The 26,151-nt window shown below is 58.8% G+C and carries 18 protein-coding genes and 1 tRNA gene; 10 read left to right on the plus strand and 9 right to left on the minus strand.

The features are described 5' to 3' along the window. Nucleotides 1–14: 14 nt before the first annotated feature. From Q8N04_18845 to ndhC, 3 genes are read right to left on the minus strand one after another with little or no spacing between them, the layout of a single operon-like run. Complete coding sequence (locus tag Q8N04_18845; protein ID MDP3092739.1) at nt 15–512, minus strand: NADH-quinone oxidoreductase subunit C; 498 nt, start codon at nt 510–512, stop codon at nt 15–17. Between the two features lie 10 nt (nt 513–522). Next, entirely contained in the window at nt 523–1,050 is a 528-nt protein-coding gene (locus Q8N04_18850; GenBank protein MDP3092740.1) for an NADH-quinone oxidoreductase subunit B family protein, read from the minus strand. Further along, nucleotides 1,041–1,424, minus strand: coding sequence for an NADH-quinone oxidoreductase subunit A (gene ndhC, locus Q8N04_18855; GenBank protein ID MDP3092741.1), 384 nt, complete (start codon nt 1,422–1,424; stop codon nt 1,041–1,043). Before ndhC ends, Q8N04_18850 begins: the two co-directional genes overlap by 10 nt. A 605-nt stretch (nt 1,425–2,029) precedes the next feature. On the opposite strand from ndhC, the gene Q8N04_18860 reads away from it, so the two are divergent. Together Q8N04_18860 and priA are read left to right on the plus strand one after the other, a co-directional pair. Further along, nucleotides 2,030–3,601 (plus strand): OmpA family protein, encoded by a 1,572-nt coding sequence (locus tag Q8N04_18860; protein MDP3092742.1) that lies wholly within the window; start codon nt 2,030–2,032, stop codon nt 3,599–3,601. Between the two features lie 127 nt (nt 3,602–3,728). Beyond that, entirely contained in the window at nt 3,729–6,032 is a 2,304-nt protein-coding gene (priA, locus tag Q8N04_18865) for a primosomal protein N' (GenBank protein MDP3092743.1), read from the plus strand. A 4-nt stretch (nt 6,033–6,036) separates the two neighbouring features. Here the strand turns inward: priA and Q8N04_18870 are convergent, their stop codons facing one another. From Q8N04_18870 to Q8N04_18895, 6 genes are all read right to left on the minus strand, one after another. Beyond that, nucleotides 6,037–6,450 (minus strand): hypothetical protein, encoded by a 414-nt coding sequence (locus Q8N04_18870; GenBank protein ID MDP3092744.1) that lies wholly within the window; start codon nt 6,448–6,450, stop codon nt 6,037–6,039. Nucleotides 6,451–6,539: 89 nt separating this feature from the next. Next, nucleotides 6,540–6,911 (minus strand): response regulator, encoded by a 372-nt coding sequence (locus tag Q8N04_18875; protein MDP3092745.1) that lies wholly within the window; start codon nt 6,909–6,911, stop codon nt 6,540–6,542. Then, nucleotides 6,889–10,212, minus strand: a complete 3,324-nt coding sequence (locus tag Q8N04_18880; GenBank protein ID MDP3092746.1) for a PAS domain S-box protein — start codon at nt 10,210–10,212, stop codon at nt 6,889–6,891. Before Q8N04_18880 ends, Q8N04_18875 begins: the two co-directional genes overlap by 23 nt. Before the next feature lie 235 nt (nt 10,213–10,447). Beyond that, a complete protein-coding gene (locus tag Q8N04_18885; GenBank protein MDP3092747.1) occupies nt 10,448–11,104 on the minus strand; it encodes a response regulator transcription factor in 657 nt (218 codons plus the stop codon). Further along, a complete protein-coding gene (locus tag Q8N04_18890) occupies nt 11,058–18,212 on the minus strand; it encodes a PAS domain S-box protein (GenBank protein ID MDP3092748.1) in 7,155 nt (2,384 codons plus the stop codon). The genes Q8N04_18885 and Q8N04_18890 overlap by 47 nt, the downstream gene beginning before the upstream one ends. 462 nt (nt 18,213–18,674) lie before the next feature. Further along, nucleotides 18,675–18,758, minus strand: a tRNA-Leu gene (locus Q8N04_18895). A 326-nt stretch (nt 18,759–19,084) separates the two neighbouring features. On the opposite strand from Q8N04_18895, the gene Q8N04_18900 reads away from it, so the two are divergent. The 8 genes from Q8N04_18900 (at nt 19,085) to Q8N04_18935 (ending at nt 26,151) form a co-directional block, all read left to right on the plus strand. Then, on the plus strand, nt 19,085–19,774 hold the full coding sequence (locus Q8N04_18900) for an HAD family hydrolase (protein ID MDP3092749.1): 690 nt from the start codon (nt 19,085–19,087) through the stop codon (nt 19,772–19,774). After that, entirely contained in the window at nt 19,771–20,439 is a 669-nt protein-coding gene (queE, locus tag Q8N04_18905; GenBank protein ID MDP3092750.1) for a 7-carboxy-7-deazaguanine synthase QueE, read from the plus strand. Before Q8N04_18900 ends, queE begins: the two co-directional genes overlap by 4 nt. A gap of 51 nt (nt 20,440–20,490) precedes the next feature. After that, nucleotides 20,491–21,999 carry a leucyl aminopeptidase gene (locus Q8N04_18910; GenBank protein MDP3092751.1) on the plus strand — a complete coding sequence of 503 codons (1,509 nt, stop codon included), beginning with the start codon at nt 20,491–20,493 and terminating at the stop codon, nt 21,997–21,999. A gap of 308 nt (nt 22,000–22,307) precedes the next feature. Next, entirely contained in the window at nt 22,308–23,411 is a 1,104-nt protein-coding gene (gene nagZ, locus Q8N04_18915) for a beta-N-acetylhexosaminidase (protein MDP3092752.1), read from the plus strand. Then, entirely contained in the window at nt 23,408–24,691 is a 1,284-nt protein-coding gene (locus Q8N04_18920) for an MFS transporter (GenBank protein ID MDP3092753.1), read from the plus strand. The genes nagZ and Q8N04_18920 overlap by 4 nt, the downstream gene beginning before the upstream one ends. 9 nt (nt 24,692–24,700) lie before the next feature. Further along, nucleotides 24,701–25,087 (plus strand): hypothetical protein, encoded by a 387-nt coding sequence (locus Q8N04_18925; protein ID MDP3092754.1) that lies wholly within the window; start codon nt 24,701–24,703, stop codon nt 25,085–25,087. Between the two features lie 78 nt (nt 25,088–25,165). Further along, entirely contained in the window at nt 25,166–25,633 is a 468-nt protein-coding gene (locus Q8N04_18930) for a phosphate-starvation-inducible PsiE family protein (protein MDP3092755.1), read from the plus strand. A gap of 62 nt (nt 25,634–25,695) precedes the next feature. Then, nucleotides 25,696–26,151: a hypothetical protein gene (locus Q8N04_18935; protein MDP3092756.1), complete on the plus strand. Its 456-nt coding sequence runs from the start codon at nt 25,696–25,698 to the stop codon at nt 26,149–26,151.

The following is a 26,151-nucleotide window of genomic DNA, read 5'->3' on the forward strand; positions in this document are numbered from 1 at the left end:
AGCCAATCCCGTTCCTATCGCGGCACTTCGTCGAGGAAATCAAACGTGTCTCGCCAGCCTTTGCCGCGGAGCGGAAAATCTTTCCGCAGCGGATAGCCTTCGGTGTAATCGTCGGGCATGAGGATGCGGCGCAGGTCCGGATGGTTGCGGAAGCGGATCCCCATCATGTCGTACACTTCGCGCTCCATGAAGTCGGCACCTTTCCAGATGTCGGTGAGGGAGTCGACGATACAATCCGATTCCGGGACTCGGGTCTTGAGTCTGATGCGCTGCCGCTTCCGGATCGCATAGAATTCCCAGACCACTTCAAAACGCTCTTCGTCATCGGGCCAGTCCACGGAGCTGACATGGACGATATAGTCAAAGTCCATCCCAGGATCATCGTGCAGGAACTGAGCGACTTCGTGCACTTTGTCTCTCGTGACGGTGACGGAGATATCGCCGCGCCATTCCGTCGATGACAGGAAGGCCACGGGAAAGGTGTCTTGAACTCGTTGTGCCAGTTGATGCATCGCGCGGTTCCTAGACCTTCACGCTTGGTTTGACCTGGTCGGGCTGTGTGACAAACACACGCTTTTGCATGATCCGCTCTTGCAGTTTCAGGATGCCGTCGAACAGCGCCTCTGGCGTGGGAGGGCAACCCGGGACATAGATATCGACGGGAACGAATCGATCGACACCCTGGACGACGCTATAGCTGTCATAGATATTGCCGGAGGTAGCGCAGGATCCCATGGCGATGACGTATTTGGGTTCGGGCATCTGATCGTAAATTTTACGGATCACAGGGGCCATGCGGCGACAGACCGTTCCAGCAACAATCATCAAGTCGGACTGTCTGGGGGACGCACGAAAGACACCGGCTCCGTAGCGATCCATGTCATAGCGGGATGACACCGCGGCGATCATTTCGATCGCACAGCAGGCCAGGCCGAAGGTCATGGGCCAGAGCGAGCCTTTGCGTGCCCAGTTCACAGCTTTTTCGACAGTCGTCGTAATGACATCGGGAGAGCTGTCCTTGTCTGGCCGCCCCAGTTGGATCAGTCCCATTCAAGTGCCCCTTTTCTCCAGGCATAGACATACGCGACCAGGAACAGCGCGATAAACACCATCATTTCAACCAACCCAATGATCCCGAGCTTTTCGAATACGATGGCCCAGGGATAGAGAAATATGACTTCAATGTCGAAGATCACAAAGAGCATCGCAAAGACGTAATACCGGACGGGAAACGGCATGCGAGCGTCTGAAAACGGTTCGGATCCGCACTCATAGGTCGATAGCTTTTCCGGCTCAGGGTACCGTGGTTGTACGAAATAACTGATCACCAGGGTGACGACCCCAAAGGCCAGAGCAATAAATATGAATAGAAGTATCGGGAAATACCTGGTGAGATACTCGAGCAGAAGATCAAAGCCGGTCATCGTTCCCATCTCGCAAGATGTTGAACTGGAAAGAAGAGTCGAGATCTTAGTTCTGCGCTCTGGGGGATAGCAAGTGGACAAAGGACCTACGATAAGTGACCCGAAAGCCCTAGCCTGTCCCGCTAGGAGTCGTTCATGGTTAAAAGCGGAAGCTTCCCGTATTTACGATTCTTCAGTATGAGATCCAAGCCCGAGAGGTTAGGACAATCTATGCCTCAAGAGCCTGTGGGAAGGAGTTGGTTACGGCTTCTTTGAGTCGGGTTTGAGTTGAGGAGTGCGGACTGTCCTAAGTTGGGTTGGAGGAGTCCCTTGAGCGATATCCCATTCTGCTTCCAGAGGGGAGAAGGCCTTCGCCTTCCGGCGTCGGTGGATTTGGGTTTCGATCCGTGGTTGTTTCTTCGGATCTGGATTGTCCGGTGATTTAGGGGGCGTCATGGCCTTTGATGCTAATTCTATTAGAGGAGAGCACGGATAGGAGTTTCGTACGATAGCACCTTGTAAAAAGGTCCGTCAAACGACCGTACAATCAGGAGAAATTCTTGACAATACCCTATTATTTGCTATGGTTTGCGAGGATCCACTCGCCTCAACCAAGGACAACATATATGAAAACGACTACGTCTCTTTTCTTGGCCCTGACATTGTGTGTGGTCGCGGTCCCTTCTGGCGCCCAGCCGGTTGACACGAGCACCATACGATTTGGGGAAGGAGCCTTGGCATTCGCTGAGGGAGCGATTCAAAAAACGACGCCTCGTGATGGCATTGTAAACCTCATCACCGGGGATAATCAGTCGACCGGCGATCGAATGATTTTGGGACAAAATGATGCGTTGTATCTCAAGCTCGATAATCCGCATGACGTCGCGCCGGGGGATCTCTATACCGTCTATCGTCGAGTGCGGAAAGTCTTTCACCCGGCCACGGGCGAATATCTTGGGTTTGTCATAATACGGCTGGCGGTCGTGCAGGCGACGCAAGTGGATCATGCCTTAACGACGGTTCAGGTTGTTCGGAGTTACGGCGTCGTTGCGCCCGGCGATCCCGTGATGCGCTTTGTGCCGCCGGCTTCTGCAGAAGAGCCCAGCCAAGTGAGTGAAGTGGCGGAACTTCGGGGAATGATTGTTGAGCTCCAGGCCGATAAGCCTATGACGCTGGTCTCGCAGTTCGATGTGGTCTATCTCGACCGTGGGAGGGGAGATGGCCTCAGGAGCGGAGACATTCTGGAGTTGCATCGCCACAGCCAGGGACTCCCGCCGCGGAAGATCGGACAATTGAAAGTGATCGCGACAGAGGATCGGACGGCGACCGCCATGATCCAGGGCGCCACGACTAGAGTCATGAAAGGAGATCGATTCAAGCTCGCAGGGCATTCGGCGCCGGCGGTTTTACCCGTCGAGACTCCTGTTCAGCCGCTGTCTCAGCCCAAGTCCCTTCAGATGGAGAAGACGGTGGCAGCCGTTCCGTCGGATCTCGTTGCGAGGAAGCTGAAGGTGCAAGATGCTTCGGGAGAAAGCCGGTTGAATCTAGGCGAAATCACGAATTTTCTCCGATACGATTCAGGAGAGGCTTCGATTCGGCCGGAAGGATACAAAATCCTGGATCAATTGATCGAGTATTTGCGCACCAGTGGGGACGCGCGAATGATCCGGGTCGAGGGGCATGCAGACAATGTCGAGATCGGTCCGACCTTGAAGTCGCGCTATCCGAGCAATTGGGAGCTGTCCAAGGCCCGCGCGAGCGGTGTCCTTCGGTATCTGGTCGAAAAAGGAGGATTGGATTCGGCTCGCCTGGCTTCCGTCGGCTATGGTGATGGACGACCGGTTGCGACGAACGCAACTGAGGAGGGCCGGACCAGTAATCGTCGTGTGGAAGTCCTGCTCTACGCCCCGACCTCAACGGAGGCCAATCCTCCACAGCCGGCTATGCCCAAGACGGCAGATAAGCCGGATAGCGATCCTGCCAGTCTCAGTGCGAAAGGCGCTCACGACTCGTCATCCGTCCCTGCGGCATCGGATGCCGCGGGAGGCCCATCTGACTCTTCAGTAATCGGACAGGATGCTCTCCCGGCGGACCACGGGCCAGGGACTCTCAGCCTCCCTGACTCTTCAGGGCCGGTCGGGCTCCCAGATCCGACCGCGCAGGATCCGGCTGTGCCCACCGGTCGGCCCTTAGAGTAAGTTTCGCATTTCAATGGGCGGACGCATGAGACATGCGTCCGCCCATTGAACAGTTCTTCGGCGGTCATTCTCCCCTCCCCTCCTTCCCTTCGTTGTTCTGGCTTTCGGCTCGCTGCTAGAATGCCGGATGCCTATCGATTCTCGTCCACGTATCGATTGTCCGAATGGACCCATGTTTGCCGAGGTGATTGTTCCTCGGCATCTGGCGAAAACCTTCACCTATCTGATTCCGCCCTCGCTGGTGAGCCGGGTTGGAGTGGGCCAGCGGGTGGTCGTGCCATTTGGGCGGACGACGTTGGAGGGGGCCGTTATAGGACTGACGCGCGATTTGCCCAGCGGGGTGAAGGTCTCGCAACTCAAGGCCATTGCTGCGGTATCAGATGGCGACGGTCTGACAGGGTTTGCTCCCGGGATGTTCGAGCTCTCGCGGCAGGTCGCCGAAGAATATATCGCTCCATGGGGGCAGTGTTTACGGCTTGTGGCACCGTCGGCTCGCGCGGTTCCTCAACCCAAACGGTCCTATGTGGCCACTTCACAGGGACAGCTGGCCTTGGAGCAAGGCACTTGCCCGGATGTGCATCTTCCACTACTCCAACGAATCGCGCGCAGGACGAAGGGTCTCTCTGCTTCGACCATTCGGTTGTCTCGACGGAACAGCGACCGTCAGGCGCTTAGGTTTCTCGAAGCTCAGCAATGGATTCTCCGGAGCGAGGGGACTCTCTCCATTCGTCCGTCTCGCATCCGCCGGAGCGAGCCCGAAAGGGAACTCCCGATCCATGCATTTGTGCCACTCACTCCAGCGGTAGAAGTGCTGCAGCGGGTCCAGGGGCTCATGCAGGCTTGCCCGACAAGGGTACTGATCGACGGGGCCTTGGATTATCGAGTCGGGATCATGGCAAGGGCGGCCCAATTTGTCCTGGACCAAGGGCGATCCGTGCTCATTGTTATCGGTGAAGTCGTGCGCGCCCAGTGGTTGGCTCACGTCCTTCAAGAAGCCACCCTATACCCCGTCACGCTTCAACCCCGGGGAGTGCCGGGAGTTGATGGTGAACTGAATGGGAAGGACGCTCCGCAGATTGTGGTAGGGACCCGTTCAGCCATATTTTATCCTCTTCGATCGATCGGATTGATCTGGGTTGATGGGGAAGAAGACTCCGCCCTCAAAGAGCCTCAGGAGCCGCACTATCATGCACGAGAGGTGGCCTGGATGCGGGCGCAGCACGAGTCTGCTCTATTGGTGTATGGATCTGCCCATCCGTCTCTGGAAGTGAGGAGCGTGGGCGAGATCGAACGGGTGGCTCAACACAAAGAGCCAGAGAGTGTTCCCCACATCGAACTGGTGGATATGAGCCGGGAGTTCGGCGGAGCGCCATTCAGCGCGACTCTCACGGCTGCCCTGCGAGCTACCGTGGCGCAACAAGATCGCGCGATCTTATTTCTCAACCGCCGGGGGTATGCCGGGGCGCTTGTCTGTCGCGATTGCGGATGGGTGCCGCGCTGTCCGTCATGTGCCGTTGCGTTGGTGTATTACCGGGAGTCCGCACGCCTCGCCTGTCGCTATTGCGGACGTAAAGAATCGCTGCCTGAAATCTGCGGAGCCTGTGGAGCGTCACGCTTGAGTCCGATTGGGGAAGGGACGGAACGGATCGAGCAGGAAGTCCACCGGCTTTGTCCGGGGTCACGGATTGTCCGAATTGATCGCGACACGACTCGTGGGGTGGTGTCCGCTCGTCGATTGTGGCAGCAAGTCCATGCCCGTACCTGGGACATCTTGATCGGGACGCAGGCATTGTTTCAACGGGAGCCTATTCTGCCGGTTGGTCTTGTTGGAATCGTCGATGCCGATTCCGGACTGCACCTCCCGGATTTTCGTGCGGCTGAACGGACCCACCAGCTGTTGGTTGATGCGGTGAATCTCGCGCGGCCGGCCCCCTCCGGCGGGCGGGTCATCTTGCAAACCTCGTTGCCGATGCATCACGTCATGCAAGCGGTCGCCGCCCACGATCCGGCGAGATTTTACGCTGAGGAGATGCAGGCGCGTCGCTTGTTGGGGTACCCGCCGGTCCAGCACCTCATCTATCTGACGGTATCAGGGAAAGATCGGCGGCTGACCGAGGTGGCGGCGCAGCGATGGGTGAGTGAATTACACAAGACCCTATCCGTTCGGCATCCTGCGGCACCATCTGGAATGGCATCGTCACAGCAGAGTCTATCGGCTGATCCACAGAGCCAGGGGATCGTCGTGCTCGGACCGGTGGCGGCGACTGGGGTTGGATCCAGCGGGACATTGGGGTGGCACATCATGGTGAAAGGTGGAGATCGCACGGCGATGCGGGACGGAGTGCGCCGATCGCTCGAGACCATGGAGCGAGCGTATCCTGGTCGTATCTTCAAGTTCAGCGTGGATGTCGATCCGGTCGATATGGGGTAGCAGACTATCGCTTGTTCTGGCGTGAGGGCCGTTTGGCGAGCTCAGGTGTGGAGAGGGTGGTTGAGGGTGCCGGTGTTTCTGGCTTTCGTTTGAACAGGCCGTAGGAAAAGGACATCCAAAAGACCGATGAGAACAGACCAAGCACCACCGCGGAGAGGATCGTACCCATTTCTTCATCGGAGGGTCCCGCTGGAACTGATTTGAGCTGTATCATCAGTTGCAGCGGCCAGGCGAGACTCTCAAGCCCGAGCAACAGCGTCGACCAGGCCCAAATCTCCGTGATGGTGCGGCACTTCCAATATAAAAACGATCCGACCAACCCGACCCACAGGGCGACTACCCCGGGCATCAGCGTGCCCCAGAGCAGCCAGAATCCTATGGCCACGACGAGTGTGCCGAGGCTGATATTCAGCAGCATGATTCTGTGAGTAGCTGGAGGCATGGACGCGGCAGTGTGCCGGGCAGGATGCCGTGATGTCAACGTGGAGTGAGGGCTGTGGGCGTGAGCTAGTGGCTGAGTTCTGATTGGGCCGCATCCAGAAGCGTCTGCATATCGAACGGTTTCTGAAGGGTTCGTCGGGCGCCAAGCATTTTGGCCACATCGAGAAAATTCAAGATGCCGATCATGTCGCTGCCGCCGGTAATGGCAATCACGCGCGAGGCCGGGAACTCACGGCGCAGGGTCATAATGCTTTCGAGCCCGTCTTGATCGGGCATCAGAATGTCCATGATCACGAGATCCGCGGGCTTCGTCCGATATCGCTCCAGACCCTGCTTCCCGTTGCTGGCTTCCTGTACGTCATACCCCGCCTGTTCCAGGGTCTCTCGGATCAGCTGGCGGATTTGATCTTCGTCGTCAACGACTAGGACTGATGGCATCGTGTTCCTCAACAAGTTCGCGGGCGAGTTCTCGGTATCGCTGATGGGGGGACGGAGTCTCCGAGGCTGCTTGGTCCAGCACCTGTCTGATGGTGCGAGCCACATCCTGCAGCATCAGCGGTTTTAAGACGCATTTGGTTAAGCCTTGGACTTGCTTGGCTTCTGCGGACAGCGTGTGCTCCGATCCCGAACAGAGAATAATGGGAAGATCGGGACGCAATTGTCGACAGTCTTTCGCCAGGGCAATGCCGCTCATGTTCGGCATCGTGACGTCGGTGATCAGAAGGTCGAACCGCTGAGGGGCCATGTGGAACGCCTGCAAGGCTTCCGACGCACTCATACGCACCACGGCATAGTACCCGAGCGACTCTAGCATCTCCCCTCCAAAACGGGCAAGGGATTCCTCATCGTCGACAAAGAGGACGCATTCATGCCCTTGCGGGAGCGGCTCTTCGGCATTGGGAGAAACGGACGTGGCGTTCTGGGTGGGGATAATCGGCAAGTAGACCTCGACGGTCGTGCCGGTTCCCGGGGAGCTGTCCACAAAAATCGTTCCGCCATGGGCGGTGATGATGCCATGCACGACGGCGAGACCCATGCCGCGCCCTGTGCCAAGATCCTTCGTAGTAAAGAAGGGATCGAAGATGCGCTCTTGAACGTCAGGCGGCATCCCTTCCCCCGTGTCCTGGACCATCAGTCGCGCGTAGGCGCCGGGCTCCAAGCGCGCCTGGGGGCCGACTCGCAGTTGTGTAACCTGGACTTCCTCCAGCGCGACGGTGAGTGTCCCGCCCGTTTTCTGCATGGCGTGCAAGGCGTTCTCCACAAGATTGAGCAGCATCTGATGCATCTGGGAGGAATCGGCCGATACCGGCGGCGTCGGCACGTGGATGCGTTCGTTGAGCTGAACCCAGGAGGGGACCAGCGGCCGGAGCAGCTTCAGGGATTCCTTGATGAGGATGTGCAACGAGAGCGGGCGTTTGAGATGGCGCCCTTGCTGGCTGAATGTAAGAAGCTGATGGACCAGATCGCGGGACTTTCGTCCTGCGGCAATGATCTGATCGAGGTGTCGCCGGACCTTGTGATCCTTGGCGATGGCTTTGATGGCCAGTTCGCTGAATCCAAGAACGGCGGTCAGGCTGTTATTGAATTCATGTGCGATCCCGCCGGCCAAGGTCCCGATCGCTTGCATCTTTTGGAGATGTTGCGTTTGCGTGAGGAGGTGTTCTCGTTCTTGTTCCGCCAGCTTGCGGGCCGAGATCTCTTCGTGGGTGACGACGAGTCCGTCCCAGGGGCCGTGAAGCGGCATGACGGTCATGGCAAACCACCGCGCCTCAGTGGGTGTCTGGCAGGGATATTCGAGAGAAAACCGCTCACGGGTCCCTGCCCGGACGGCCTCGATCCCTTCAAGCGCGCGTTGCGCAGTGGCATCCCCTCCGTGGGCTGCGTTCTTAAGGCTGACAAGGTAGTTGTGTCCCGGGGAGATCGGTGCCGCCTCGCCGACTCCCGTCAGTCCGAATTGCCGCCACGCGGCGTTGACGGCCGTGATCTGGCCGGTCTGGTCGAGCACGGCGACTTCAGCGGTCAGTGAATCGAGTACGGCTTGATTCAAGGCGTCCTTCTCACGCAGCAGTTCGTCCAGGGCTTTGCGAGCGGAGATATCCACGATGGTGGCGAGAACATGCGTTCCGGTCGACGTGCGAAGCGGGGCGAGTCCGATTTCAACGGAGATCTCCTTCCCATCCTTTCTTCGCGCGAGAAACTCACGGCCGGCGCCCATCGGTCGGGAGACCGGCGCAGCGAAGAAGCTTCGGCGCTGATCGGCGTGGCTGGTCTTGAATTCATTCGGCACCAGGATGTCGACCGAGTGGCCGATGAGTTCGCCGTGACCGTATCCGAAGATCTTTTCGAGGGTCGCATTCGCCAGCGTGATCGTTCCGTCCTCGGACGTCAGGAGGATGCCGTTGGGGGCCGATTCCACAACCATCTTGAATTGTTCATCCCGATCGTGCGCGATCTGCTCCATCATCACGTGCGGAGTGAGATCTTGCAGCGTGCCGGCTACGCGGATCGGTTGATTCGTCGTGTCTCTGACAATCGCTTCTCCGAGGCAGTGCACGTGGCGAACGGTGCCATTCGGCTGCACAATACGGCAGCTCACATCCAGCGGTGCGTCGCTCTCAAGATACTGAGTCAGGGCCGTATGGAGACGATCTCGATCGTCCGGATGGAACGAGGACAGGAACCGGTCATGGCTGGGAGCAACCGTGTCCTCTGGATGGCCCAAAATACGGTACAGCTCTTTCGACCACTGCGCGGTATGGTCTCCAGGATTCCATTCCCAGCTTCCAAGGTGAGCCGCGGTCTCCGCCGACGTCAATTGTTGCTCGAGGCGTTGGGTGGTCGAGCGGGCCTGTTGTTCTGCGGTCAGATCCGAACAGGAGAACAGCGTCGCAGCCCTCCCCTTCCAGAGCACGGGTGAGGCGGAGACCATGACCGTGACGACTTTGTGCAGCGTGTGCGAATCCAAACAGACGAATCGCTCTTCGTAACAGGTGCGTGGATCCCCTGAGCCGCGCAGGTGCTGCAGGCGTTGCCGCGCGGCCTCCTGCCGGTCAGGAGGCAGGATCGCCGCCAGGGGATTGCCAATGAGTTGTTCCGGAGACGTGGCGCCAAGGAGTCGAATTCCGGCGGCATTGACGTAGGCAATGCGGTTATCTTCGCCGATCACCAGAATGGTTTCGGCCATGCGCTCTGCCAAGAGGTGCGAAGGGTCGTGCGTGTGCTTCAGGGCTTCTTCGGCCTGCTGCCGTTGGGTGACATCATTCATCACCCAGATAAACTGGATCACGGTCCCCGCCCGATTCTTGACGGGGGAGAGTGTGACTTCGTTCCAGAAGGGAGTGCCGTTCTTCCGATAATGGCGGACGGTGACGCGACAGGCCCGGCTGTCCTGAAGCGCCAGCCCGATTTTCTCCATCGCGGTTCGGTCGGTGTGGGCTCCGTTCAGAAAGTGAGTCGATTGTCCCAAGACCTCGCTCTCCGCGTAGCCGGTCAGGAGCCGGAATGCCGGATTGGCCTGGATGATCGGATGGCGGGGGACGGAGGCATCGGTGACCAGCACGCCGGAGTTGGTGGCGGCAATCACCCTCGATTGAAGGAAGTTGCGCCGTCGTTCACGGACGAAGGCCCAGAGAGCGGCTCCAGAGAGAAGGGCGCTGCCGAACAAGAGGTTCCCGGTTACATCCACGCCGGGCTCCCAGACGCCGCCAGCTCCGGCATGTGGCGCTTCTCGAGAACGCATTCGCGGTCCGACCGTGGCCCGGTGTTCAGGCCTGGTCTTTGTCCCAAGCAGAGGAGAGCCAATTGATACAGAGAAGGGCCAAACAGCATCACGGGGGAATAGCAACGAGGGATAGGTGCACAACTCGCCATAGATTATGGATAAGTATAAAGAAAGTCATGCGAATAGCCTAGAGGTAGACGCGTCGTCTCAAAATAAAAATAGGACCTACTGAAGTAGAGCCGTCCGACTCCAGCTATTGTTTCCTTTTTGCGAAAAACGCAGCGGCTTGGGCCCGCCGCGTGACGCGCAGCTTCTGAAAGACATTGGCTAAGTAATTTTTGACCGTCTTATCGCTAAGGTTCAGGGCGGTGGCGATTTCCTTGTTGGTTTGACCTTCTGCCACGAGGGCCAGGACCCGCTCTTCTTGGGGAGACAACGGCTCGGTTCCCGGTGGGGCGGAGCCCTTGCTGAGGCCTCGCAGCCATGTGAGGGCCCGTTCTGTGACACTGGGATCGAGGATCGAATGCCCTTCTGCCACGGCATGCACCGCGCGGAGCAGCGCGGAGGAGTCGATTTCTTTCAGCACATATCCGTGCGCGCCAGCCAATACCGCCGCGAGGACTGAATCATCATCGGCGTATGAGGTGAGGAAAATGACGCGAATGTGGGGGTGGGCCGCGAGAATCTCCCGGCAGGCATCCACGCCGGATCCGTCCGGGAGCCGCACGTCCATCAAAATTACCTCGGGCTTCAGCCGTGCCGCATCCCGAACCGCATCGGCGACGGTCGAGGATTCCCCGACGACGGTAATGCGGTTCTGGTGGGCGAGGACGGTCTTTAGTCCCACCCGAACGACTTCGTGGTCATCGACGAGCAACAGCCGAATCGGTTTGGTTTTTAACGTTGTCATGGCAGGTCTCCTGCGGAAGGTCGATGGTGACTCGAGTGCCGCGGTCCGGGGCGGATTGGATGGTGAAATGCCCGCCCATTTTCTTGGCTCGCGCGCGCATGTTGGATAATCCATGTCCCAGGCTGTGCGCATCAGCAGGCTCAAAACCCTCTCCATTGTCGCGGATCGTGAGACGAATCGAACGAGCCAAGGGTTTGAGCGAAACCGTCGCCTTGGTCGCATGCCCGTGGCGGAGGCCGTTGCTGATCGCTTCACGGATGATATTCATCATATGCAACGCCTGTTCGGTCGAGAGGCGGCACACCGTGGTCTCATCGATGGCGAGGTGACAGCGCATCGGGTGGTTGGCGACGAGCATCTGGATCATGGCGCACAGGGCGATCGAAAACTTCCCGCTTTGAAGGACATCGGAGTCCAGCCCGGCAATGAAGTTTCGGACCTCGCCCATGACGGTATTCAGTTGGCCGACAGCTTGGTCAAGAGCCTGGGTGATGGCTTTGGCAGTTTTCTTGCGCTGCTGCTGAAGAGACTTACACGCTTCCAGTCCCAGTCCAATCGCGTAGAGCGACTGTAAGATACCGTCATGAAGATCTTGGCTGATTCGCTCTCGTTCCTCAAGAGCTGTCCGCAAATCGTCTTCGCGTTGACGAAGCGTTTCTTCAACGCGTTTGCGTTCGGTGATGTCGATCACCGCCCCGGTGGCATACAGCGGTTGCCCCGCCTCGTCACGCACGAAACGGCCCCGATCATAGACCCAGCGAATAGCTCCGTCGCTTCGGATCAGCCGGTGCTCAACTTCATACAGGCCGCTGATGGATGCGCTTTGCCAGGCCGTCTCCATGGCGGGCCGATCATCTGGGTGGAGGAACGTGAACCACTCGTCCATCGGTTGCACGGTGGTTTCGGCGGGAAGTCCGAGCAGCCGATTCAATCCCGTATCGCGCGTATCCAATCCGGTATGGAGATCCACCCGCCAGGTTCCGGCGCCGCTGGCCTCAAGGGCGCGCTGTAACCGGTCCTCGCTCTCGCGCAACGCCTGCTCTGCCTTCTTGCGCTCTCCGATGTCCCGCATAATCGCGCAGTGATATTCTCGGCCCGTGTACCGGAGGTAGCTGACGGTGATCTCCATGTCCAGGACGCGACCGGTTTTCGACCACTGTTTCGACTCGAGCGCCACGGATCCTTTCTGCTTCAACTCCTCCCAGTGGGCCGGCCAGAGTTCCGGCGGAAAATGCGGGTCAATATCGTGCATCGTCATGGCCATCAGTTCCTCACGAGAATACTCCAACATTCGGCAGGCTGCGTCGTTGACGTGAAGGATTCTGGCATCGGGACCAATCCAGAAAAATCCCTCGACGGCATGATCGACGGAGAACTGGGTGAGCTTCAACGCTTCTTGGATGCGGCGGATTTCGGTCAAGTCTTCGTTCAGGATCACAGCGCCTAACACCGTTCCTGACTCGTCTCTGACCGGGACGGTCGTATTGCGAATCGTCTTTGTCCCGCCATCGAGACCTTCCAGATCCAAGGTCTCATTGAGCGAGGACTTCCCCGTGGTCAGTGCGTGGCCCAAGGCCCAGCGATGCGGTTCGTTGACCGGTTCAAGCGTCTCCCACCAGCCGGATGGATTGTCCTGGGTCTGCAACCCGACGTGCTTGATGTTCGACCAGATCTGCTTGGCCGCCGGATTGGCGAGGAGGGTTTTGCCGGTTCGATCGGTAAACCAGACGCCGATCGGCAACGAATCGAGCACAGTCCGCAGCTGGCGTTCGCTGTGCCGCAGCATCGCCACTGCCCGCTTGCGTTGAATCATGAGCGCGACGTGGCTGGCGATCGTCTGCGCGATCTGAATCTCTTCCGCCGTAAACTGATGCGGGGTATCGTAATAGAGCATGAATTTCCCCACTAGTCCCTCAGCGGAGACCAGGGGAATGAACCCCAGCGCCGCAATCCCTTCCCCAACGAAAATCTTGCGGTACGGAGCGACAGACGGGTCAGCAACCACATCTTCGACCAGCATCGGTTGAGGATTGACGGTCTCGCGCGACCATGGCGAATGGCCTTCCACGGCCATCTTATACTCTTCCGAGAGACCCCGTGACGCCTTGAACCGCATGACGCCGTCCTCGTCGAAGAGGAGAATGGAGGCCCGATCCACCTTAAGCGCCCGCTGTACTCCATCGATTCCCTGTTCGTAGAGTTCCTCCAGTGAAGAGGCGCGGGACAGGGCGACGGTCATGCGGAAAATCGCCTGCAGCGCCTCGTATTGTCGTGCTTGCGCGATTTCGGCCTGCTTGCGTTCCGTGATGTCGTGGGCCACATAGATGAGACAGGGCGTAGCCTTCACCTGTATTCGGTCGACGGACACCATGATCGTGCGAAGCTCGCCGGACTTGGTCCGAAGGAGCCCTTCTTCGTTGTGTAGGGATCGCTGTTGAAGAATTTCCTGGATCACGTGGGCCCGTTCGAGCGGCTCGGCCCATAACTGCAATTCGGCCGTGGTATGACCGATCAGCTCCTCTCGCGAATACCCGGTCAATTGGACCAACTGGTCGTTCACATCAAGAAACCGTCCCTCCGCCAGCGTGCTGATCGCAACGGCAGAGGGGGTCCAGTGGAAGATCTGCTCGAAGTGTTTCTGCGATTCGGCTAGTTCCGTGAGCAGCTGTTTCTGCTTGTCCTCGGCCCGCTTGCGCTCGGTAAGATCCATCACCGAGGCGAGCGTCATCGGTCCGTTGCCGGTCTCGATCCGATTCAATTCGATTTCGACCGGGAACTCGCCACCGTCTTGACGCATTCCATAGAGATCGCGCCCTCTGATCGGCATCATCGTCTCGGGGGTCTTCTGGTAGGCGGCCCGCAAGCTCGGATGATGCATGCGGAAGCGAGGAGGAATCAGGACTTCGATAGGCCGGCCAATGAGTGCTTCTCGTCGATAGCCGAAGAGCCGCTCGATTTGTCGATTGAGCAGGACGATCCGGCCCTCACCATCGACCATCACCAACCCATTCGCAGACGACTCCACGACCGTTCGAAGCCGCTCCTCGCTGGCTCGCAGGGCGGCGTCAGTCCGTTTGCGCTCAGTGATATTCCGAACGAACGCGCAGTGATACTCGTTCTCTCCGTAGGACAAATGGCTGATATGCACCTCGACAGGGACGATCCGGCCGTCTTTGGCCCGATGCCTCGTCTCAACAGTTGCCGTTCCGCGTTGCTTCGTCTCCGCCCAAAAGGCCGGCCACCTGTCCGCCTGGAAATCGGGATTCAAGTCGTAGACCGTCATCGCGCACAGCTCGTCTTTCGAATATCCCAACATCTCGCTGGCGGCCTCGTTCACATCCACAATTGTGGCTTGCGGATCAATCCAATAAATCGCATCCACCGCGTGATCGATGGTGAATTGTGTGAGCCGTAACTTATGCTCCGCCTGCCTGCGTTCAGTGATGTCGGAGAAGAACCCTTGAATGGCCGGCTTGCCGTTCCAGGTGATCCGCACGGCTTCGACTTGCACGTGGATGGGGCTGCCGTCCATTTTGAGATACACCCGCTCCGCCCGATGCACGGTGGTCTCGCCGGCCAAGACGCGGCGGAGGTTCTGTGTGACGTCCTCATGGTAGCCGGGATGAATGAACTCGAAGGGGTCGCGCGCAAGAATGTCGTTCGATTCCGTGGCGCCGAGAATGGTCATGGCCATGGAGTTGACGTAGACGGCTCGTCCTTCACTAAACACAAAGACGCCGGAGGGGGAGAGTTCGACCAAGGTCCGGTAACGTTCTTCGCTTTCCCGCAGCGCTTCCTCTGCCCGCTTGCGGTCGGTGATATCGCGGATGAAGGCACTGAACATTGGTCGTCCGCCGAATTGGGTTGCAGCGATGGCGAATTCGACAGGAAACTCTCGCCCGCTTCGATGGAGGGCGAAGAATTCAAAGCGGCGATGTATAGTTGAGCCATCGCCGCTCTGCAGCATGCGGTCCATACCCTGGGTATGGGCTTGGCGGTATCGAGCGGGGATAATGGTTTGTTCTAATGGTAGCCCCAGTACCTCTTTAGCGGAATAGCCGAACATGACCTCCGCTTGGGGGTTCCAGCCGATGATCTGGCCGCTCTCGTTGATGGACACGACGGCATCCAATGCCGTTTCAAGAATAGAACGGGTCCGCGCCTCGCTTTCCCGAAGAGCCATGTCAGCCTGCTTGCGGGCAGTAATATCCTGACAGGAGCCAGACATGCGGATGGGGCGGCCCTGCTCGTCCCACTGGGCCTGGCCACGGCCACGGACCCAGAGATAGGTGTCGCAGTTTGTCCGCAGGCGATATTCGATATCGTAGGGAGCGTGGCAGCCTTCAATGTGTGCGGCAAGAGCGGCCATGACCGGCGCTACGTCGTCGGGATGCAATCGGTCTGTCCACTCTCCTACTGTCGTAAAGAGCTCTGATTCGGAGAGCTGTAACCACTGTCGGATGCGGGGCGACCACCACAAGGGGACTGCGGGATCGGTCCAGTGATGGTCGGGACCTACTCGGGCATCCCAGAGGGCATCGGTCGAGCCCTCCATCGCCAAGCGTAGCTGTTCTTCGCTCGTCCAGAGGGCCGCTTCGGCCTGTTTCCGCTCTGTAATGTCGATCGCGATTCCACCGATGAATCCCGGACTCGTTTGCTCGCCTGGGATTTTGTATTTCTTGACCAGCCAGTGACGAGTCTCGTTTTCGTGGAGCGTAGTTTCGACGGTTTCCAGGGGGTGCTCCTGCATTCTGAGCGTCTGGTCGTGTTGGCTGAACACCGCGGCGATGTCGGGAGGAAACAGCTCCTCATTGGTCTTGAGGTACCAGTCGTTGCGCTTCAAGCCCAGGACTTGCTCAAAGCCCTGGTTTGCAAACACGTGGCGTCCGGCGTCATCTTTGATAAACGCTGCGCCAGGCAGATGAGTCATGAATGCCGCAAAGCGCGTTTCGCTCGCGCACAGGGCTTGTTCCATCAATTTGCGATCGGTCACATCCGATTCCGAGCCAGTCATACGAATCGGGGTGCCGTTGTCGGCCCAGAGAGCGGCACCTCGATCCAAGATCCACATATAGGACCCGTCTTTGCGCTGGACCCGGTACTCTTCGCAAAAGGCTGAGGTCTGTTTGGCTAGATAGTGGTCGATGCTCTGGAGCACGCGGTCCAGATCGTCGGGATGGATATGGCTGCGCCACTCGTCGATGTGGTTCCTGACTTCAGAGTCTGCGAAACCGCGCATGGCTTTCCATCGCGCGGAAAAGAAGATCTCCCCAGCCTGGATATTCCAATCCCAGATGCCGTCGTTGCTGCCTTGTACCGCCAAGTGCCAACGTTCTTCACTCGCCCGGAGGGCTTCTTCCACTTGCTTCCGCTCGGTGATGTCGAGGGCGGTGCCAGCCATCGCGGTCGGATGCGCCGTGATGTCACGCTGGACGTCTGCGCGCATGTGAATGACGCGAATGTCCCCGTTCGGCCGGACGATTCGGCATTCCAGATCGAGCGGGCATTTCCCGAGCAAGGCGTCGTTGACTGCCGCCAGCACGCGATCGTGATCGTCAGGAAGCAGCGCGGCCAAGAACGTGTCATACGTGACGGCGATGGCCCCCGGCTCGTGGCCGAAGATGCGGAATTGCTCTTCCGACCACACGGTGTCTCCCGACTCGATGTCCCATTCCCAGCTTCCCAAATGGGCCAGCGCCTGGGCCTCCATGAGATGATGTTGTTGACGTTGTAAGGCCTCGGCAGTCTCTTTCTGTGCTGAGACATCTCGGCCGATTCCGGTGATGCCGATGATTCGGCCATGAAGATCCTTGAGCACGGCTCCGGTCCAATGATAGGGGATGGTCCGCTGGTCTTTGGTTATGAGATGCCCTTCGAGTTCAGCCTTTCCGTCCGTGAACGCGCGTTGAATCGCGCGCGCCGTCTGTTCTTGCTCGTGAGGGGGGACAAAGGCGAGCGCGGATTTGCCGTGTAATTCCTCAGGGCTGTATCCCGTGACCTCTTCGACGCGGTGATTCCATTTCACCATGTTCCCCTGGGTGTCGAGGGTGAACATAAAGTCAGGAACGGTTTCTGTGATATTACGGAGATCCGTGAGCGCCTTGAGTCGCTCCTGCTCGACGCGTTGTCTTTCTGTGATGTCGCGAATAAAGCCGCAGGTATAGCCTGTCCCCTCGTACTCGAGATAGGTCACCGAGATTTCGATGGGAAATTCCGAGCCGTCTTTGCGGCGGTGCACGGATTCGTAGGTGGCTGCCCCGCCTTGCGTGATCTCATCAAGCCGCTGTTGAAAATGTTCGGGATCATGGCAAGGCGCAATGTCGGCGATGGTCAGACCAAGGAGCTCTTCCCGCGAATACCCGAGCGACCGGCAGACGGCGTCATTGGCGTAGATGAATCGTGTGGAGTCGTCGGCCCACAGCACTCCATCGAATGATTGATCCACGGCAACCTGTGTGAAGCGCAACCGACTCTCCGCCGCCCGCTGTGCTGCTTCAGCCTGCTGTCGCTGCAGTTCGGCTCCTGCTCTCGCAGCGAACAGGGTGAGGACCGACTGGATCCATTCGCTCTTGCGGAGCGGTTTGGTATCCATGATGGCGAGGATGCCGATCACGGCGCCACTCTTGATGCGTATCGGGACGCCGCAGTAGCTGTCGATTCTCACCCCACCCGGCAGTTCAAATTTGGGGAAAGTATCTTGCACCTGGCTGTCAAATCGGGCGAAAGACTCTTTCAGCGCAGCCTCGCAGGGTGTCTGGGATAGGGCATATTCAAAGTTTCTGACAAGGGTCCCTCCCGAGGAGACGGCGATTGTGTGGATCGTGTGAGGGGCGGCCTCGGTGACGATGCCAATGACCGCGTACTGCACCTGCAAGGTTGAGGTGAGCTGATTCACCAAGGACGCGAAAAACCGCTCGCCGATGTCTGCGGCGGTCCCCTCAACTATCGTGCGGAGCCAGACGGACTGTTCTTGCAGGTCCTGTAGCTGGCGGTCACGGTTAGTGGTCTGCTCATACAGTGTTCGATCCCGCTCGGCGAGCTCTCGTGCCACGTCGGCGAGTTGCGTCCGCAGCGATTCCAGTTCAGGCAGTTGTCCGGTCCCACTCATAGCGCGGCTCCTTGCCAGATGATGCGTAGGGAACTCGTGTGATTGGCGTCGGCTGTACTCAAGGGGTGATGCAATAGGTCCGGACGTGTAATCTCATGTACCCCATTGCGAGGCCATGGGGTTGACCTCCGGTCCATCAGGGACGCGTAGCCATTGGAAGGGAAGCCATGAGATGTCCGGGATTGTGGGTGCAGATCGGGTTGCAGGAACCGCATCGCACACTCCCACATCAGTGATCCAGAATCAGGAGGCCGAGGTCCGCAGTGTCCTACGGACCGCCTCCAAATGTCTAGATCCAAATAGGCCGGGCACGGCGTGTACGGATGCGGGTCAGACCGCGCTGAGCGATTCAGGGTTTGCTGTCCGATTCAGGGGGAAACTTGGTGCGCGCTCATCCGCGAATCCACGGGCTAGGTGGTAGGAGCGGGTCTCTCGCGTGCGTACAGGGGGAGGAACATAAATTGGTGCCGAAGGCGGGACTTGAACCCGCACGGCTTGCGCCACACGCCCCTCAAACGTGCGTGTCTGCCATTTCACCACTTCGGCTACCGGCAGGAGCTTGAAAAACTCCCGCAACTGCGTTCTCGCATCGCTCAAACCCTCAACGTACCCAGTCGTACGCCTCGGGCTTTCGTTCGCTGCGGCCTTGTTGCAGGAATTTTTGAAGCTCCTGCACCTGGGTCACGAAATAGACCGTCACTCTAGTTTCGTATCTGCGTGGGACGCTTCACGAACGACGTGCGACGGTCCGAGGGAGGCGCATTATAGAAGTAGGGCAAAATTCTTGTCAATAAAGGACACGTCCGGTAGAATCGCCCCACTTTCACGCTGCTGTTCCTCTGTTTCCATCTGTCGAGGAGATCGTCTGCACCATGTCGGTCGCTCCCTCAGTCTCCCAACGCCGTGTGGCCGCATCGATCGCCGCGTTTTTCGACGTCGACAATACGCTGTTGCCTGGCGAAGCCAGTGAGGTGGGATTTTTTCGCTGGCTCCGGCAGCGTGGTGTGGTCGGTTGGCCGGAGGCGCGTGCCAGCGTGGCCTGGTGGCTCCGGCATCTCCCGGCGCTGTCGCTGCAGCCACTGCGTGAACGCAAATTGTATCTGGCGGGAAAGCCTGCGCAAGTCATTGAGTCGCTGGGTGAAGAGTTTTGTCGCGAAGCCCTCTGCCCGCGTGTGTCTCCCGTTGCCATGACGACGATCGAGCGACACCGGAGTGAGGGGCATCTGGTCATTTTGCTGACGGGGTCGCTGGATTTTCTGATGGAGCCCATCGCGGATTCGCTCCAAGTCGATCGTTGTGTTGCGAGTCAGCTTGAACAGCTAGAGGGCGTCTATACCGGTCAGGTGGTCCCTCCGCTGCCGTACGGCGAGGGGAAGCTCACGCATGTGCACCGGCTTGCGCAAGAGCTGGAGTTAGATCTTGAGGCCTGTTTTGCGTACGGCGACAGTCCGGGGGATCAGGCTGTCTTGGGTGCCGTGGGGCATCCGACGGTGGTGAATCCGATTCGCGGCATGGGCCGTGTGGCCCGCCGTCATGGCTGGCCGGTGGTGTCCTGGCGATGAATGCTCCCCCCCAACCCCAAGAACAGACGCTCCGGGTGACAGAAATCTTTCATAGTATCCAAGGAGAGTCGACGTATGTGGGGCAGCCCTGCGTCTTCGTCCGGCTTACGGGTTGTCCGCTCCGTTGTACCTGGTGCGATACCGACTATAGTTTTTACGGCGGGACGTCTCTCGCCATCGACGAGATTCTGACGAAGGTGCGGGAGTTTGGCTGTCAGCTGGTCGAAGTGACCGGCGGCGAGCCGCTCGCGCAGCCGGAGGCGCTTCCACTGATCGCTCGTCTGTGCGATGCCGGCTATACGGTCTTGATCGAAACCAGCGGTGCGATCGATGTGCGGCCGGTCGACCAACGGGCGAAACTCATCCTGGACGTGAAATGCCCGGGGAGCGGAATGACAGACCGCATGCATTGGCCGAATCTCGACTGCCTGACAGCGAAGGACGAAGCGAAGTTTGTCTTGGCCTCGCGTGCGGACTATGAGTGGGCGCGCGGGATTGTGATGCAACATCGTCTCGCCGATCGCTGTCCCGTGCTGTTCAGTCCGGTCTTCGGGTCATTGGATCTTCGCCCTCTTGCCGAGTGGATTCTGGCGGATCGGCTGTCAGTCAGGTTTCAATTGCAGATGCACAAATATATCTGGGCCCCGGATATGCGGGGCGTATGAAGAGGGTTTCGTTCATTCTGTCGCGGACGACGATCATAGAAGGAGATGTGAATGAAGATCATGCGAGTAGATGCACGGGCCGGGCGTGTGGAGACGGAATCAACCGATGTGTTGGTCCTGACCCATTGCGAGGGCGATGTCTTTTCGAAACAGGCGACGATGATCGATAAATCGATGAATGGGGCCTTACACGAGTTGCTGCAGTCGAAAGAATTTGAAGGCAAGGCCAATGAGCTTGTGCTGGTGCATACCCAGGGCAAGGTGCCCGCCAAGCGGATTCTCCTGGTGGGGTTGGGGAAAGAGAAGGATGTGACGGTGGATCAGCTGCGGCAGGCCGTGGGGCATGCGGTCAAGCGCGTACGGCAGGCCAAGGCCGGTTTCTTCACGGTCGGCGTTCCCTCCGTCACCCCACAGGGTTCGACCGCCGTTGAGGTGGCCCAGGCGATGGCCGAGGGAGCCATTCTGGGCAGCTATCAGTTCACGGCCTACCGAAGCGAGGGCGCGTCGGGAAAAGATGTGAAAGGGATGTCGCTCCTGGCGGCTCAGACGAGCGAGCTCAAGTCGATGACCGAAGGGATCCGGCGCGGCGTGGCGACGGCCGAAGCCGCGGTCCTGGTGCGAGATTTGTGCAACCATCCGTCGAATGTCATGACTCCCTCGCGGATTGCCACTGAGGCGAAGGCGATCGCGAAGGAAGAGGCGCTCACGCTCAAGATCCTGGAGCGGAAAGATATTGAAAAGCTCGGTATGGGGGCATTGCTGGGTGTGGCGCAAGGCAGTCATGAGCCGCCGAAGTTCATCATTCTCGAATACAAGGGATCGAAGAAGAAGGATGAACGTCCGGTTGTGTTGGTCGGGAAGACGATCACGTTCGATACCGGCGGAATTTCTCTCAAGCCGGCGGAGAACATGGAACATATGAAGGCGGACATGACCGGCGGCGCCGAGGTGCTGGCCTCGATTCGCGCGGCCGCGCGGTTGAAGCTGCCGCTTCATCTCATCAGCATTCTGCCGGTGGCTGAGAACATGCCGGGCGGCCGGGCGATGAAGCCGGGCGACGTCGTCACGACACTCTCCGGAAAAACAGTTGAAGTGCAGAACACCGATGCGGAGGGCCGCCTGATTCTGGCCGATGCGCTGGCCTACGCCACCCGCTACAAACCGGCGGCATTGATCGACATTGCGACGCTCACGGGCGCCTGCGTGGTGGCGCTCGGACAATTTGCCATCGGGATGTTCGGAACCGATGCCGGCGTGAAGGAGTCGGTGCGGAACGCCGGCCTCCGCGCGGGCGAGCGTGTGTGGGAAATGCCGCTGTGGGATGAATACTTCGAGCAGCTGCGCAGCGACGTGGCGGACATGCGCAACATCGGGGGCCGCGGGGGCGGGATGATCACGGCCGCGTTGTTCCTGAGCAAGTTCGTGGGCGACTGTCCGTGGGTCCATCTCGATATTGCCAGCACGGACTGGAGCGAACGGGAGCGGGCCTATGTTCCCAAGGGCCCCTCAGGGATCGGCACCAGATTGCTGATTCAGTATTTGATCGATCGAACGCTGTGACTCGGTTGGGAGCGGAATTCCTACTCCTATGGGCCCCTCGGGGATTGGCACCAGATTGCTGATTCAATATTTGATCGATCGAACGCTCTAGCAGGATGCTGAAAAAGGCCGCCAGCGGCGTTCTCGTCTGCGGCCTTGCCCGCGGAACGGCGCGTCTTGGCGCGCCGGGGTTGGGCGGGTGAGAACAGGGACCTTTTTGATCATCCTGATGATCATGCTGGAGTTGGGACGTTACGAGGGGTTGTGACTGTAGATGTTCAGAGAGCGAGGGGTTCCTCAATCTCCTAAATCGTGTAAGGGGCAGTGCCATGTTGATGTCGCGCGAGAAGATCGGCCAGTTGTTCATGGTGGGGTTCGAGGGGACCTCGGTCACGCCCGACCTGGCGGCGTTCATCAAGGAGTACAAGCCGGGCGGCGTGATTCTCTTCTCGCGCAATCTTGAATCGATCGAGCAGATTGTCGAGCTGACGAATGCCTTGCAGGCCTGCAGCCCCCATTCGCCGTTGCTGATTTCAATCGATCAGGAAGGCGGCCGGGTCTCACGATTGCCGAAGACCTTCACTATCTTCCCTCCCTGTGAGGTGTTGGGGCGATGTAATTCGTCGGAGCTGGCCTATGCGGCGGCGGCGACGATTGCGAAGGAACTCCGAGCCGTCGGGATCAACATGAACATGTCACCGGTGCTGGATGTGAATAGCAATCCTGCCAACCCGGTGATCGGCGATCGGGCCTTCGGGTCGACGCCTGGCCCGGTCTGTGAGCTGGGTTTGGCGACCGTGGGCGGATTACAGGACAATCGTGTGGTGGCCTGCGGAAAGCATTTCCCCGGTCATGGCGATACCAGCGTGGACTCGCACAAAGAATTGCCTGTGGTGGCGGCATCGAAGGAGCGGTTGGAGCAGATCGAATTCCCGCCGTTCCGGCATGCGACCGCTCACGGAGTGGCGACGCTGATGACGGCCCATGTGCTCTATCGCGCGCTGGACGATCAAAAGCCGGCTACGCTCTCTCCGGCCATCATCACGGAGTTTTTACGCGGTGAGCTGAAGTATGACGGTGTGGTATTGACGGATGATCTGGAGATGCACGCGATCATCGATCACTATGGCATTGAAGAAGCCACCGTGCGGGCCATTCAAGCAGGGTGTGACATGCCGTTGATCTGCAAGGACCGCAACCGGGAGATTGCGGCAATCACGGCGCTGGATAGCGCCGTGGCCGATGGTTCGATCAGCGCCGAGCGGTTGGAGCAATCCCTGGCCAGGATCGCCCGATTGAAACAGCGGTTTCTGGTTCCGTACAAGCCGGTGGTGATTTCGGATGCCAAGCTGATCGTCGGGTGCCGGAGTCATCACGTGTTGCTTCGTTCCATCCATCAAGCCCGTGAACGATTGGCGAAAGCCACGGTGTGAACCTCCCGCCCTCCTTTCCAGCCGATCGACGAGAGCTCTGGGCCTGGTGCTTCTACGATTTTGCGAACTCCTCCTTTTCCACCCTGATCGTGACAGTCGCCTACAGCGTCTACTTCATCCAGGTGGTGGCAGCCGATGTGTCGCCGCCCGGTCTGGCGGAACGGTTATGGTTTTGGGGGTATGCGCTCTCGATGCTGGTGGTGGCGCTGGTGTCTCCCGTGCTTGGGGCGTTGGCGGATATCCGCGCAAACAAGCGGAAGGTGCTGATCGTTTCGACGCTTCTCTGTGTGGTCGGCACCGCGCTCTTATGGTTCGTGCATCGCGGCGATGTGGCGCTTGGACTGCTCATCTTCGGGATCGCCAATATCGGCTTCGATTTGGGGTTTGTGTTCTGTAGTGCGTTTCTGGTGGAGCTGGTGCCGCCGCAGCAGATGGGCCGCCTGTCGGGCTATGGCTGGGGATTCGGCTATGTCGGGGGATTGCTCTCCCTGGCGCTGGCCTACCCTTTCATCGCAGGTGGTTTTACCGAGGCGAATCTCGCCTCGTATCGGCTGAGTTTTGTCGTGACGGCGGTGTTCTTTCTGAGTGCCACATTGCCAACCTTTCTGTATCTGCAAGAAAGGGCTCAGCCGCGCCCCGTGACAGCCGGTCTGTCGGTGTGGCGTGCGGTGACGATGCAGCTGAGTGACACGGCGCGTCACCTCGCCACCTATCGCGATCTCAAGCGCTATTTCATCGCTTATCTGCTCTACTCGGACGCGATCAATACCGTGATCGTAGCGTCGGCGATCTTTGCGAATAAAGTCCTGGACTTCACGCCGAGCGATCTGATTATCTACTTCCTGGTCACGCAGATTACGGCGGGTTTCGGCTCGGTCGGCTTCGGGTTTGTGGCGGATCGGATCGGGGCGGTCCGGTCGATCACGATCACGCTGTTGTGTTGGATTGGGTTAGTGATTGGCGCTGCGGCCGTACAGACGCAGATGCAGTTTTATCTGCTTGGCCTGGTGGCCGGCGCGGCGCTCGGGGCCAACCAATCGGTGAGTCGCACGTTGCTTGGCCGGTTTACGCCGCTGGGTCGCCAGGGTGAATTTTTTGGTTTCTTTTCCGTCGCCGGGAAATTTGCCGCGATTCTTGGACCGATCGTCTATGGAGAAGTGACGGCGTGGACCGGGAGTCAGCGCTGGGCCGTGCTCTCCATGGCGGTGTTTTTTCTCGTCGGTCTGGCCGTGTTTCTTGGGGTGGATGAACGGCGCGGTATGGCTGCCGCGCAGGAGTGAGATCACGAGATGGCGCTCAAAAAAGGCGATTTCATCGATGAGCACACACGCCATTCGCATGCCTGCGGGTTGGTCGTAAAAGTCATGGGCGGAGGTGACGGGTTTGAGAAGATCGTCTGTTGTGATCATGACCTGACCGAGCAGGATGTCGTGGCTGAGATGGGCTCGCCCGCCGGCCGGAAAAGAGGCACCCTGCCGTCGGCGGTGGTCCTGGATGAGAAGAAGTTGTACCCGGATTCCTGCGGATTGCGGGTCATGATTATGGATGGCGGCGCGGGTTTCAAAGAAATTCGTTGCTGTGGTCATTCCTTGACGATCAGTTCGATGCGTGAATTAAAGTTTGGTCAGATGCGCGCTCCTGAGCCGGAGCAGACCGGGCAGGCTGGTACGGCCTAGCTTGGACGGAGGTGATGTATGGGGACTGATGAACCAAGAGCTCATCGGAATGATTTGATGCGGCGGTGGTGCGGTTACATGGAATGGTTGGACCGCCTGGGATACGCAACCGCCGGGTTCAGTTTGTTGATTCTCGGTATGTTGGTGTTCATCCATGCCTGGTATGTGTTCCTCGCCGGTCAGTTCGATCCGAAGGGGCACGTGTTAATTCTCCCGGCCGGTCTCCGATTGTTGAATGATATCCTTTTGGTCATTATTCTCCTGGAGTTGTTCCGGACCGTGGTGCGATTTTTACAGACGGAAGTGTTGGAGTTGGAGCCCTATCTGTCTGTTGGCGTGATCGCTTGTACCAGGAAGATTTTGACGGCGAGCGCAGAACTGTCGCATCAGCAAAACATGACGGAAACACAGTTCTATCAATACCTCATGGATGTGGGGCTGAACGTCACCGTGATCATTGCCCTGATTGGTGCCGTATTCATGATTCGGAAGCGGCCCGAACAGATACCGCTCCCGCCCGCAGCATCGGCGCGCGTGGGTCAGTAAGGCGTTCTTGACTTGCCTGTTTCCAGGGAGTTATGGCATCATGCGCCCTCTTGGAGACCGGCATGGCGAAGCTGCTTGAATACGTCGGCTGTGTGCATATCTATCTCGGTCCCTATCGAGGCAATCCGATTGCCTTGTATTTGAATCGGACGGAATCCTCCTGCCAGATCAGCCCGAAAGCCTATCCATGGAATGATGTGATGGGTGTGGGCGAGACTCCCAACAAAGCCGCCGCCGATTTCGAAGATAAGTGGAAGACCAAGGGACTTGCGGCAGAGATGTATTCCGGTCCTTCCTGGGAAGGCGGGATCAAGCCGGAAAAGCCTGCACCGCCCAAACCAGCCGCGCCTCCCAAGCCGGCCGCCGCGCCGGCTGCTGCAGCGGGTGCCGCTCCTGCGCCTCAACCAACAGCGTCCGCTGCTGTTGGTGCTCCAGCCGTAGCCCCGACCGCCTCCTCCCCGACTGCCACTTCCTCCGCTCCGGCGCCTGCTTCCGAGCCATCCGCCGAAACGAAGTAG

The organism is Nitrospira sp., assembly GCA_030692565.1.
GTDB lineage: Bacteria > Nitrospirota > Nitrospiria > Nitrospirales > Nitrospiraceae > Nitrospira_D.